Source organism: Trinickia sp. (assembly GCF_035492435.1).
In the GTDB taxonomy this organism is placed as follows: Bacteria; Pseudomonadota; Gammaproteobacteria; order Burkholderiales; family Burkholderiaceae; genus Trinickia.
This window is the reverse complement of sequence record NZ_DATJJF010000176.1, coordinates 1-13,165: the sequence shown is the minus strand read 5'-3', so window position 1 is coordinate 13,165 and position 13,165 is coordinate 1. Positions and strand designations below refer to the sequence as shown.

11 protein-coding genes are annotated in these 13,165 nt (G+C 61.3%); 2 read left to right on the top strand and 9 right to left on the bottom strand.

What is annotated here, in order from left to right; genetic code table 11:
• The 4 genes from VL598_RS12905 to VL598_RS12890 all read right to left on the bottom strand — a co-directional run.
• A partial coding sequence (locus tag VL598_RS12905) for a xanthine dehydrogenase family protein molybdopterin-binding subunit (protein WP_325327118.1) occupies positions 1–2,181 on the bottom strand: 2,181 nt, incomplete at its 3' end.
• On the bottom strand, positions 2,178–3,158 hold the full coding sequence (locus VL598_RS12900; RefSeq protein ID WP_325327117.1) for a xanthine dehydrogenase family protein subunit M: 981 nt from the start codon (positions 3,156–3,158) through the stop codon (positions 2,178–2,180). The genes VL598_RS12905 and VL598_RS12900, both read right to left, overlap by 4 nt.
• A gap of 3 nt (positions 3,159–3,161) precedes the next feature.
• Positions 3,162–3,764, bottom strand: a complete 603-nt coding sequence (locus VL598_RS12895) for a (2Fe-2S)-binding protein (RefSeq protein ID WP_325327116.1) — start codon at positions 3,762–3,764, stop codon at positions 3,162–3,164.
• A 392-nt stretch (positions 3,765–4,156) separates the two neighbouring features.
• Positions 4,157–4,540 carry a hypothetical protein gene (locus VL598_RS12890; RefSeq protein WP_325327115.1) on the bottom strand — a complete coding sequence of 128 codons (384 nt, stop codon included), beginning with the start codon at positions 4,538–4,540 and terminating at the stop codon, positions 4,157–4,159.
• 391 nt (positions 4,541–4,931) lie between these two features.
• Between VL598_RS12890 and VL598_RS12885 the strand changes: the two genes are divergently transcribed.
• On the top strand, positions 4,932–5,258 hold the full coding sequence (locus tag VL598_RS12885; protein ID WP_325327120.1) for a hypothetical protein: 327 nt from the start codon (positions 4,932–4,934) through the stop codon (positions 5,256–5,258).
• Between the two features lie 130 nt (positions 5,259–5,388).
• Here VL598_RS12885 and msbA read toward each other — a convergent pair whose 3' ends face one another.
• Complete coding sequence (gene msbA / locus VL598_RS12880) at positions 5,389–7,110, bottom strand: lipid A export permease/ATP-binding protein MsbA (RefSeq protein WP_325327119.1); 1,722 nt, start codon at positions 7,108–7,110, stop codon at positions 5,389–5,391.
• Positions 7,111–7,513: 403 nt separating this feature from the next.
• On the opposite strand from msbA, the gene VL598_RS12875 reads away from it, so the two are divergent.
• On the top strand, positions 7,514–8,371 hold the full coding sequence (locus tag VL598_RS12875) for a glycosyltransferase family 2 protein (RefSeq protein ID WP_325327114.1): 858 nt from the start codon (positions 7,514–7,516) through the stop codon (positions 8,369–8,371).
• A 123-nt stretch (positions 8,372–8,494) separates the two neighbouring features.
• Here VL598_RS12875 and VL598_RS12870 read toward each other — a convergent pair whose 3' ends face one another.
• The 4 genes from VL598_RS12870 to VL598_RS12855 form a co-directional block, all read right to left on the bottom strand.
• Positions 8,495–9,670, bottom strand: coding sequence for a glycosyltransferase family 9 protein (locus VL598_RS12870; RefSeq protein WP_325327113.1), 1,176 nt, complete (start codon positions 9,668–9,670; stop codon positions 8,495–8,497).
• Positions 9,671–9,692: 22 nt separating this feature from the next.
• Positions 9,693–10,997 carry a glycosyltransferase gene (locus VL598_RS12865; protein WP_325327112.1) on the bottom strand — a complete coding sequence of 435 codons (1,305 nt, stop codon included), beginning with the start codon at positions 10,995–10,997 and terminating at the stop codon, positions 9,693–9,695.
• A 78-nt stretch (positions 10,998–11,075) separates the two neighbouring features.
• Positions 11,076–12,350, bottom strand: coding sequence for an O-antigen ligase family protein (locus tag VL598_RS12860; protein ID WP_325327111.1), 1,275 nt, complete (start codon positions 12,348–12,350; stop codon positions 11,076–11,078).
• Between the two features lie 143 nt (positions 12,351–12,493).
• The coding region (locus VL598_RS12855; RefSeq protein ID WP_325327110.1) for a glycosyltransferase family 9 protein at positions 12,494–13,165 on the bottom strand (672 nt) is incomplete at its 5' end.

The following is a 13,165-nucleotide window of genomic DNA, read 5'->3' as shown; positions in this document are numbered from 1 at the left end:
CAACCGCTTGCCCGTCGCATGAAAAATGGCATTGGCGATGGCGGGCGCCGCGCCCACCAACGCGACCTCGCCTATCCCCTTTGCACCGAGCACATTGACGTGAGGATCGTGCTCGTCGACAAAGTGCACTTCGATGTTTCCGATATCCAGATTGACCGGCAACAAGTAATCCGCCAGATGCGCGTTAACCGGCCGACCGTCGCGCGCGTCGAGCACCGTGGATTCCATCAGCGCCATCCCTATGCCGCCGATCATTCCGCCGATACATTGGCTCCGTGCAAGACGCGGGTTGATGATGCGCCCTGCGCCATAGGCGCCGACCATTCGACGCACAGCAATCGTGCAAACATCCGGATCGACAGCGACCTCGACAAACACCGCCCCGTACGCCGCCATCGAGAATTTTTCCGCTACGGATGGGTCACGCGATCCGGTAGCAGTGGCCTCGACAGGCTGACCGCCCAGTTGCGACAACAACTCGCGATAACCGAGGCCGGAAGCACCCTGCCCGCGACGGCGCAGCTTGCCCTCATGCCATTCCAGTTCGTCCGGCTGCGCGCCGGATAGCTCAGGGTGCGAGCCGGCAGCCAACCGCGCGGCAATCTCGGCCTGCAAGGCCTCACACGCGGCGTACACCGCGGAACCGACCGATGCCATCGTCATCGAACCGCCATGGGGTGGCGTCCGAGGATAATTGGAGTCTCCCAAGCGAATCTTGACTTCGGTCATCGGCACACCAAGCACTTGCGCGGCCACCTGTGTGATCGAGGTATAAGTTCCCGGCCCCATGTCGCTGGCCGCGGCCTCGACCTCAAACGTTCCGTCAGCCACGAGCCTGGCGCGCGCATCAGCAGGGATATACCAGACCGGGTAGACCGCCGATGCCATTCCCCAGCCAAGCAGCAACCGTCCATCGCGCATCGACCTCGGTTGGAATGATCGCTTCGACCAGCCGAACTGGGCCGCCCCCGCCTCGTAGCACTGCAGCAGCGAACGGCTCGAAAACGGCAGGTTCGCGCCTTCATCGATCCGCGGTTCATTGCGGCGACGCAGCTCAAGTGGGTCTAGATTGAGCGCGTACGCCAATTCGTCCATGGCGGACTCGAGTGCGAACATGCCGCTTGCCTCACCGGGCGCACGCATGTGTGTCGGCGTTCCCGTGTCCAGCGGGATAAGCCGGTATTGGACGCGAACGTTGGGACACGAGTACAGATAGGGCGTTGCAGTGATCAGCGCTTCAGTGAACTGTTCATAGCGGCTGGTCTCAGCGGCGCCCTCGTGTATCACGCGCGTGAGCTTTCCATCCGGCGTCGCACTCAATGCGACTCTCTGCACGCTGCGAGGCCGGTGTCCTGTCGTGTGGAACGTCTGGCGCCGCGACAAGACGAGCTTCACCGGCCGATCCACCATTCTGGCTGCCATTGCGGCGAGCGTCACATGCGGCCATGTCCTCAGGCTGGTTCCGAACGCTCCGCCAACAAATGGGCAAATCACTCGGACTTGTTCGGGCCGCAATCCGAAAACAGCCGCGATCTCCAGCCGCTCGTTCGCCACGAACTGACTCTTGCTCCACAACGTGAGCTCGCCGCCGTTCCAGGCGGCAACCGTCGCGTGGAGTTCGATCGGCGTATGGTTTTCTCGAGCGATGCCGTACGACGCATCGATTGAGACGGCGTCGGCGGCAGGTGGTCGATCCGGATCGCCGCGCGAACGGTCGGCACCTTCCACACGGAGCGCATCAGGAACAATCTTCACGGACCTTGCATCGTGAACATCGACGTTAGGCGTCTTCGCCTCGTAGCTGATCGAGAGCGCCATGGCGCCGCGCTCTGCCTGATCCAGCGTTTGCGCCACCACAACGGCGACCGGTTGACCGAATAATTGAACTTGGTCGTCCTGCAGCACGTGAAGACGTTCGCCGACGCCCGGGTCGATGAGGCCCCTATGAGGCCGGTAAGCCAAGCGCGGCGCATTCAGGTGGCTAATAACGGCCAGTACACCCGGAAGCGCCAGGACCGGCGCGGTATCGACAGCCGTGACCCGCCCAAGACCGATACTCGCGCCCACGATAACGGCATAAGCCTGATCCGGCTGATTGAAGTCGGCTGCGTAGAGCGCCTTACCCGTAACTTTCGCGGGGCCGTCGACGCGTTTTTCGGCAACTGAAATCGACCTGTTCATGGGAGGACCTCACTGGCCATTTCAAGCGTGCGTGTTACCGTCCGCCTCAGCAATTCAATCTTGTATCGATTGCCCGAGAGTGGCACTGCGCCGTCTGTAGCCGCGAGTCCTGCTGCCTCGAAGGCGCCGCGAACAGGCTTCTGCCCCACAAGCTTCTGTTCGCTCGCACGCATGCGCCAGGGCCGGGTTCCCACGCCGCCGCACGCGATGCGCGCACTGCGAATGGTGCCATCCACGATATCGAGCGCCGCGGCGGCAGAGACAAGCGCAAACTCGTAGGAAGCACGGTCGCGTACTTTCAGATAGCGGGCACGCCGCGCATAAGCGCCTGCCGGCACGCGGATGTCGATAATCAACTCGCTCGGCAACAGCGTATGTTCAAGATGGGGCGTGGTCCCGGGCAGCCGATACAAATCCTCCACCGGAAAGCTACGCTCGCCACCGGCACCGCGTACCCGCATCGTTGCGTCGAGCGCTACGAGTGCCACCGCAACGTCCGATGGATGCGTTGCAACGCAGTGATCGCTACCGCCGAGAATCGCATGGCCGGTGTTGAGACCGTCGAGTGCGGAACAGCCCGTGCGGGGCGCACGCTTGTTGCACGGCGCGTCCAGCATGCGGAAATACGGACATCGGACCCGCTGCAGCAAATTGCCGCCCATCGACGCCATATTGCGCAGCTGAGGGGACGCCCCTTCGATCAGCGCTTCGGCAATCAGCGGTTGCAAACGGAGAACGACGTCATGAGCCGCCACATCGGCCATGCGCGCCAATGAGCCGATGACGAGATCCCCTCCGTCGTCGCGTACGTAATCCAGGGGTAGCGCATTGATATCCACGAGCTGTTCGGGCCGCTCGACCTCTTCGCGCATCAGATCGATGAGCGTCGTTCCTCCCGCGATATACCGGGCGCCAGATTGCGCGGCCGCAATGGCTTCATTTTCGCCGAGCGCGCGTTGCAGGGTGAAAGGGATCATGGCCTACCCCTGGCTGGCTGCGTCGGCAACGGCCCTCACGATGCCAGGGTAAGCGCCGCACCGACAAATATTCCCACTCATCCAAAAGCGGATTTCCTCGGGCGAACCCGCATGGCGCTCGGCAATACACGCGACACCGGACATGATCTGCCCCGCCGTGCAATAGCCGCACTGAAACCCTTCGTGTTCGATAAAGGCAGCCTGAAGCGGATGGAGTTCGCCGTCCTTCGCGAGACCTTCGATGGTGGTAATCGCGGCACCGTCGTGCATCGCTGCCAACGTCAGGCACGACACAATGCGCCGATCGTTCAACAACACCGTGCAGGCACCGCAAGCGCCCTGGTCGCATCCTTTCTTGGTCCCGGTCAGGCCAAGGTGTTCTCGCAGTACATCGAGCAATGACGCACGCGGATCGATAGTCACCGCACTGATGTCGCCATTGATTTTCAATCGGATTGTCACCGATCGGTCAGCACTCCCCCCTTGGCTGACTTGCGCAACATCGTCGCGCGCCGCTGGTTCGCCGCTGGAGGCCGGGCTTGCACCCGGTGCTTGACCTTCTGGATAGTCGGACGGGCTCATGGTGCCCCCCAGTACGTAGGACATGCGGGGAAAATACGATCGAATGATCGTGACGGACACCACAACTCAACGCGATTCGACTGCTGAATGGAAACCGTTTTTCAAGCAGCCACGCATCCCAAAATAGGCTTAGCGTCCGAAAGCTGCAATGCCGTTTTTTTGGTATTCCGTCTGAAAAGCCACCAGCCGGCTTCGCTCGCAAACACTCATCCCGCTTGCTGTAGCCGGTACCCCTTGAGATGGGGCTTGTGTTAGACGGGCGCTAAAAAGGCGCACAAATCGTGCGCCTGACGTCGGCAATGAACTTGTCGAGAATTTGAGAACCCGCTGAGCGCTGATTCAAACGGCCGTATAACGCCGGCACGTTCGGCGCCGTGCGTCATGGGATACAACCGTCCCATCAGTGCGCGCTTCGGCTAGCCGCCCCGCCCCCCACCATGGCCGCCTTGCCAGCCGCCACCGCCACCGTGCCAGCCTCCACCGCCACCGTGCCAACCACCACCGCCACCGTGCCAACCACCACCGTGCCAGCCGTGCCCACCGTGCCAGCCATTACCGCCGTGCCAGCCATTCCCACCGTGCCAGCCATTCCAGTATCCGAACCCGATGCCGACAGCGGGTGCTCCGTACGCGTAGTACCCCGGCCCGTAGTAACCGGGCGAGTAGTAACCCGGCGCGCCGTAGCCGTAGTCGTATCCGTAGGAGTTATACCCATAGGCGCCATACGGCGGCGCGGCGGGATCGACTACACAGCCCGCGAGCATTGCGATCAGCGCCAACGCAGCCATCGATCTGAACATGATCTTCCCCTTGATCTAATTTTTAGATGGACGAGCCCCAACCGGCGTTCAAAACTAAGTTGTGACGGCAGGTAACAACGGTAAGCGCAGTAAGAGTCCCATCAGTGAGTGGCCTTTAGCACGAGCCGCCCAGACTGCATTATCAGCCGCATAGTCATGCGAATTTTCTAAAATAGATCTGTGCAGCCGTTGCAAGGAGGTTACCGTGGCCGACTCGATGGAAAGCATAGTGACTGGCGTAATTGTGCTCGCATGCGCGGCAATCGCGATATCGCATTACCGCCGCGAGCGCCGCCGCGCACGATGGCTCAGCCGCTCGGACGGTCACCGCCTTTGGCACCGGATGAGACATTGGCATTAGGCGGATTGCTTGCACATGTTGGGGAAATCCATGTCACAACAGGGTATTCGCTGGCGGATGGCCAAGTACGAAGACTTCGAGATACACGTCACTACAGTCGTGAAGGGCCATGAGGACGAGACCGCGCAACAACGCGCGCCGATGCCCGGTGATCGCTACACGTTCATCGGCTACGTTTGCCATCCGGGCGCCGATCCGGATCTACCCGGCCACACAGTGGCATTCCACGCAGATGGCGAAGAGACGTATGCAAGTGCCGAGGCCGCGTGGGAGGAAGGCGTGCGCGCCGGGCGCTCCATCGTCGACGGCACGCATCCAGACCTCACCGTGCTGTCGCTCGTGACTAGCGGGTTTTGATCGACACCGGGCGCGTCGGGGCGGCTCGTCCCAGTCCACGTCGACGGCGTGGAAAGCTCGCCTGCAATGGGGCGATCGGCACCTCGTCGTCGGTGGGCACACTGGCCATGCCGGCCCGTGCGAAGCCCGGTCAGGCCGCTTGCTGCTGATACTGGATGCGGTGCAGATGGGCATACAGCCCATCCTGGCGCACCAGTTCATGGTGACTGCCCTGCTCGACGATGCGGCCGCTCTCCATGACCAGGATGCGATCGGCCCGCTCGATCGTCGACAGCCGGTGAGCGATGACGAGCGTCGTACGGCCTTGCATCAATGTCTCGAGCGCCGCCTGCACATGGCGCTCCGACTCGGAGTCGAGCGCCGACGTTGCCTCGTCCAGAATGAGGATCGGCGCATCCTTGTAGATTGCGCGCGCGATGGCGAGACGCTGGCGCTGGCCACCCGAAAGGCGCGTCCCATTACCGCCGATCGGTGTGTCGATCCCCTGTGGCATCGCGGCCACGGCGTCGGCGAGATTGGCCGCGCGCAACGCGGCTTCGACACGTTCGCGATCCGGCGTCTGCCCGTACGCGACGTTCGCCGCGACCGTATCGTTGAACAGCACGACATCCTGGCTCACCATGGCCATCTGGCTGCGCAAGTCGTGGATGTCGTACTCCTCGATCGGCACACCGTCGACCAGAATCGTCCCGCTCTTGCAATCGAAAAAGCGCGGCAGCAGGTTGACGAGCGTCGTCTTGCCGCTGCCCGAGGGCCCCGCGAGTGCAACCATTTCGCCGGGCGCGACCTTGAACGAAACGTTATCGAGAATCGAACGCTCACCCGGCATGTAGCTGAACGACACGTCGCGGAATTCGATTTCGCCGCGGGCGCTCGGCAGCTTGCGCGTGCCGCCGGTGGGTTCGACGGGCTCGTCAATGAGCCCGAAGATGAGTTCTGCCGCTGTCATGCCGCGCTGCAGCGGCTGATTCACGTCGATCAAATGCTTGAGCGGCGAGATCACGAGCAGCATGGACGTCACGAAAGCGACGAATCCCCCGACCGTCGTCTGATCGTTCGCCGATTGCACCACGGCGATCGTGATGACGATTGCGAGCGCGATCGAAGCGAGGAACTGCGTGAGCGGCTGAGCGAGCCCACCGGAGACGGTCATGCGCATGGCGTAGCCGCGCAACCGCTTGCTCATCGCGGTGAAACGGTTCATCTCGTAAGATTCGCCGTTATGCACCTTGACGACCTTGTAGCCGGCGACGGTCTCCTCGACGATGTAAGAGAGTTCATTCGTCAGCGTTTGCTGCTCTCGGCCCAGACGGCGCAAGCGCCGATTGATCTTGCTCACGATCCAGCCGATGCCGGGCAGGATGACCGCGACAATGATCGTCAGTCGCCAGTTCAGATAGAAGAGATAGCCGAGCAGGAAGATGACCGTCAGGGAATCGCGCACAAGCGTGATCATCACACCCGTCAGCACGCTCAAAATCTGATTGACTTCGAAGACGATCGCATTGATGACGGTGCTTGCCGTTTCCCGCTGAAAGAACGAGGCGCCCGTATGGATCATGCGCTCGAACATCGTGAGCCGCAGCTTCAGCAGGATGCGGTTGGAAACGTACGAGAGCAGATAGCCCGACGCGTATTGGGCGGCGCCGCGCACGAATGCAAGGCCGATGACTGCAGCCGGCACGAGCCACTTCGCAGCACTCACGTCGGCCTTCGCACCGAAACCGTGATCCAAGAGCGGCTTGAGCAACGCGGGAATGCCGGCGTCAGTCGCAGAGCTCACGCCCATCGAAATCACGGCCAGCACGATGACCCACAGATTGGGCCGGACGTACGGCCACAGCCGCTTCATGACCGACGATGGTGACGTGCCCGTCGTGCCGATCGCCTTGCTCAAGGTGTTTTTGTTTCTGGTGTCCAACGGATTCCCTTTGCTGTGGGCTGACGTGAGCAGCCAGCGTCTTCCCATGCTTTCACCGGCCTCTGGCCGTTCGTCCTGGCCTCGTCATCTCGCTGGCCGCCGCATCGCTTTTCGAACTGCGGCTAACCGGAAATTGGTCCCCGGACAAATTGTTACATTATAGCCGGGGGCTCTTGGACGTCAGCGCTGCAGCCAATGAGGCGCGCAAGCAGTGGAGGCTGATCGGCATTGTCCTACAATATCGCATGCGCCGGCCGCGCAGCGCGCGCCGCTACCTGATTTTGCTCGCCGCGAAAAGCCGGCCGCCCGCCCCCGATAGAAAGGCTTACTCCTGATGTCCGATCAACGTCCCGAATCTCATAACAATGACCGGCGCGTGCCGCCCGGGAATCGCGGCACGCTTTCGCTAATCGTTGTCGCCATGAACGAGGCGCACGATATTCGCGATTGCCTTGAATCTGTGCGCGGCCTTGCAACCGAAATGATCGTGTTTGACTCCGGCAGCACGGACGGTACACAGGACGTTTGCCGTCAGCTCGGCGCCCGCGTGTTTGAAACTGACTGGCCAGGCGATGGACCGCAAAAGAATCGCGCACTCGACCAAGCAACGGGCGACTGGGTGCTTTGTCTCGATGCCGATGAACGCGTCAGTGACGAACTGCGGCACGAAATTGAACGTCTGCTAGATCAGGGCAGCCCGCATGCGGCGTTCTCGACCCCACGCCGCTCGAGTTTCTGTGGCCGCTTCATGAAGCATTCAGGGTGGTGGCCAGATCGGATACAGCGCCTGTTCCGGCGCGGCAGTGCTCGCTTCACCGACGTTCGCACGCACACGCGACTCGAGATCGAAGGGACGGTTGGACGGTTCAATGAGCCGATCATTCACATCTCGATACGAGACCTCCATGAAGCACTGGACAAGGCGAATTCATACTCGACGTCCGGCGCACTGACGATGGCGGAGAACGGCAAGCGTTCTTCGCTCGGAAAGGCACTCGGTAAAGGGCTTTGGGCGTTCCTGCGTACGTACGTTGTCCGGCTCGGCTTTCTCGATGGCGCGGAGGGCTTGATGCTCGCAATCAACAATGCGGAGAGCACGTACTACCGCTACGTGAAACTGGCGTTACTCACGCGGGCGATGCGCGCATCCGATACGACTCACGCAGCGCGGCAGCCTGAACAGACACGCTGAAGCGGTGCGAAGTACATGACGCGGCCTTGAGCGAACAGATCTGCACTACCCCGCTTCCTGGCGCTCAGGCCGCAGGGCTTTGCAACGCTCGATAGCGAGAGCGGGCCGCGCACACCGCTGACCTCACGAGTGGCGTGTCATCGGACGCACGATGGCAAACGGCTCAGCCGTCGGCTTCGCGCTCGGCATATCCAGCAATTGGGCCGCCGCCTCAGTGACACGTTCCACGCTTATTCCGGTGAGACACTTGCTTTCGCTATCGAGGTGCCGATCACAGCCCTCTAGCCTGCACGGAACGCAAGCGCCCTCCCCCTGTAGTAAAAATACGTTGCCGCGCCGAAGCGATCCCTTAGCCTGCCATGGCTCGCTGCCGTGCGGCCAGTCGCTCGGCCAGGGGCCCCAGCGGATTGGATTGGACGGACCGAACAGCGCGAGTGTCGGCGTTCCACAAGCAGCGGCGATGTGCGTGACCCCGGTATCCGGACCGATAAAAAGCTTGGCGCGCCGAATCAGTTCGGCGGTTTCACCCAGTGACAACTGGCCAACCAGATTGAGCACAGGCTCCCCTGCATCTTCGGCCACACGCCTCGCATACTCGATTTCTGCGGCGGCTGGCCCGCCAGTCAGCGCCACCGCGAAACCTTGATTGCGCAGCCACGCGATCGTCGACACCCATCCTTCCAGACGCCATTGCTTGTAGCGGTACATGGGATACGGATGCAATACGACAAGCGGGCGCTCCTGCGACGCCCGAAAGGAGGCGAGTCGGGTTTCGAACTGCGCGCGGCGCTCAGGATCTCCCCCTAACCCGGGCGCGACGACTTCGGCGTACGGTGAGATGCCGATAAGTTTCGTCAGCCCGAGATTGCTCGTGACGGTATGGGTCGACTGATGATCGTCAAGCGCCGTGCGATGCAACAGGAAGCGGCTTGCGCGCTTGGCGAGGTGAGGCTCGATGAGTCCAATTCGCTTGCGCCCCCCTGCCCATGCGTAAAAGCGGCAGCGCGACGAACCGATGGTTGCGCACGCAAGGTCATAGCGGCGCCAAATGCGGGCCGCGTCGGCAAGACGCGTGTACCAGCCCGCGCGGCGCGGGACACAAATGATTTCGCGAATATCCGGGTTGTTTTCGAGCACGCCCTCCGTCCCTTGATACACGATCACGTCGATCTCCGCCAGAGGCCATTGACGCTTGATGGAACGTACGAGTGGCGTCGCAAGCAGCACGTCGCCGATGCGTTGTGTGCAGACGACGAGGACTGCTTGAGGAGGATGGGCAAAGGTAAGGACAGATTTCACGATCGCAATTTGGGCTCGAAAATTAACCCGGCTCTGTGGTGGCGACGTGCTCGGCGGACTCAACCGAAGCGGCGCTCGCCGATGCAGGCGCCACGATCGGGTCGACGCTTCCACCTATCATGCCTTGGACAAGGGCAAGCATCCGCTTGTTTGCATTATTCGGCGAAAACGTCTCGACTTTTACGGCCGCCCGTCGCGTGATGGCTTCCCTCAACACATGGTCGGTCAAAAGTACTTGCAATGCATCCGCCATCCCGTCGGCGTCGCCTACTGCCACAAGCAGCCCGGCCTTTCCGCCGTCAAGCAAATCGCTTGGCCCGGTCGGGCAATCGGTCGAAAGCACTGGCGTGCCGAGCGCCATCGCTTCACTCAACACCATCCCAAAGCCTTCATACCGGCTGCTGAGCACGAGCACTTGCGCGGCCTGGATATAAGGAAAAGGGTTCGAGCAAAAGCCAACGAACCGCACGGATCGTTCGATCCCGAGTTCGACGGCGAACCGCTCCAACGCGGCGCGATCCGGACCATCCCCGAGCAGGACGAGATCGCCAACCGCCCGGCAACGGGTACGCAAAGCCGCATAAGCCTTCAGCAGCGTTCTGTGGTCCTTTTGCCGCTCGTCGAGCCGCGCCACGGAAACGATGAACGGCGACGACGGCAGTGGCGTGTGGGCCGCGGCACGCCGCTTTAACTCATCGATATCGATCACATTCGGCAAATCGACGACCTTGACGGGGTAACCGGCAAAGAGACTGTCGGCCTCGCGCCGCATCGCCGGCGTAAGCACCCCGATCCCCGTGTACCGCGCCAGTTGCGCGAGGCGACGGGACACGTAGGACTTCGTCTTATGCCCCCACCGTGCCGAGAAACTATAGTGACTGACGCCGAACCACGGCACACCGCCAAGCCCCGCTATACGACGAAATGTGAAATCGAAATCGCACACGACATCGTGGTCGCGCGCGAGTCTCAAAAAACGACGCGCGACGATCCGCCGAATCGCCAAATGCGTCGACACCCGGTACAGAAGCTTTTCACCGATCCGGAGTTTGCGCTCGCGTTGCGCCCGATGTAGAGCGTGCATCCACGACGATGACGCAAGGATATGCACCGGCACATCCGGCGGGATCGAATGCGCACGCCAGTACTCGAAGTCGTCCGTGGGAAAAGTCACCGCGAGCGTTGGCGAAAACAACCGCCTGTCGAGCGCGCTTAGCCACGCTATGAGCGCTGTTTCGGTGCCCCCGCGACCGAAATCGTCAATGTGAAAAAGGATGCGCAGCGGCCGTTCTGTTTCAATCGATCGACATTCTGATGAGTCATGCATGTTCTTGTCGTTCTTCGGTTCTTAAAGCGGCCAATCGATTGACTCTGCACCCTGGATGTGAATATCGTCGTCCGCTGCCTAAAGCGCGCCCGGCCCCGCCGCGACCGCTTGGGCGTTGCCCATTTCGCGCTTACGCGCCTCGATCCATGCCAACAACGTCGCTGCGGTAAGCGCGAAAAATGCAGCATTCATCACGAGCGTCAGCACGTCGATCGTCAAGCCGAAAATGATCGTGCCGCCGACGAGCGTTATCCCGAGATACGACGCCGTTGCGATCTCCGGATCCTGGCTGCCTCGGTTCTGCCAGAACGGCTTCATGGTGCCGGCGTAAAGAAGCAGCAACGCAATAACGCCCACCGTGCCTGTTTCCGCGAGAACTGAGAAAAATTCGTTGTGGGCCCGTCCGTTGATGATCATTTCGGGCCCTTCGCCACGCTGCACGAGCGAACGCATGGAGGACTCCAGGCGACCGCGTCCGACCCCCAACACAGGATTATCAAGATAGAGTCGTACGGATGCGCGCCAAAGGTCGAGACGAATGCCGGTTGACGTGTCCGAGTTGCCACTCTGAAAAGCTCGAATATCCGAGCCCACTTGCGCGATCCGTTCGCGTACACCGTTGGTGCAGGCAAAGGCAGCCGTGCCGGCAAAAATGAGGCAAAGCAGTGGCACGCGTGCCCGACCCAGCCAATGCCGTCCATCGATAGCCGCCCAGATCAAGAGCGGCATCGCAATCCAGCCGCCACGCGCGCCCGATGCGTAAGAGGCATAGCAGCCGGCAAGCAGCGCGGCTACCTTTAGCGCGACTTCCCAGCGCGTTACATGGCCGTCACGCCTGAGCGAAGCAATCGACAAAAAGCCAAGTGCGAGCGCCGTATCACCAAATGGAATGGGGTTGGTATAGTCATTGCCCACGCGTTGCACGCCGTAGGCAACGTTCGGATGCATGAATTGATAGCCCACCCACGCACCCGCCCCGAGCGCACCGAACACGAAGCCCCATTGCACCAACTTAAGCTGCCGCGAATCGAGCGCCGCAAGCAGAAAGAAACTCGGAACGACGAGCGCAAGCCGCAGCAACGGGTCCAGCGCCGGAAACGTTCCGGTTCGAAGAACGACGATCTGAACAAGCACGACAGCGGGCAGTGCAACCAACCCCCAAACCCATAAGCGATTGCGCCGATACAATTCGGCGGCGCGCTGGCGGTGCGCTTTCTTCCCGAGATAGAAAAGCGACAGCCCGAACACCGCAAAGAAGCAGTATCCGGTGCCACCTCTCAAGGAGAGCATGAGCGTCGGCGACAACACCAACGCTGCCGTCGCAATCCAACCCAAAATTCCGGTAGTACGCATCGAACACAAAACCTTAGACAAAACGTCACGCTGCCCTGGCCTACCGGCCACCAGAAAACGCACCGCCAGCATTGGAAACCAAACGATCAATCATAACATTTGCGAATTGGCGCAGGGATTGCTGGGCCTGCGGCGAGATACCATCAACGCGCTGCAATCGGTGCAAACCTTAGCTCGGCGATGAGTCCGGTTACCGCTTTCTCAACGGCGTCGACCGCGATGTCATCGACGGTTGGCCCAGCGCGCAGCAGCACATGGGGAACGCCAAGGGGATGCCAGCGCAAGTACTTTTCCGGCCGGTCCTCGAAGAGAGCAACGACTCGCAATCGCAGCGCCGCTGCCAGGTGCACAGGAGCACTGTCTGCCGACACGGCTATATCGAGCAAGCTCATCGCCGCAACCAAGTCGGGCACGGTCGCTGGCACGATTCGGCGCGCTGCCGAAACGGACTCATAGACCTCGGTATCGCGATCGAGCGGATCATTGAAAATGATGACGTCGGCACGTTCGCTTAACTCAAGCGCCAGTTGGCACCACTTGCGCTCGTCCCAGCGCCGCTCGGCCGCCTTGTTAGAGACAAACAGGCCAACCCGAGGCTTCACTTTCGGCCCCCACTTGCGTTCCCACTCGGCTTGCAATTGGCTCGATGGATACACGTGAAGCCTCAGTTCGTCGGGCTCGACTTGACCCAATTCGGGCATGATTCGAAAGCCCGAGAGCGCTTCGTGTCGAATGGGCCGGCTGGCGACATGCTCGGGCTTGCGGTCGTCGAATTCGGTGTCAGCGGTATGCCAGCGGCGAGTCTTCGCATTCAA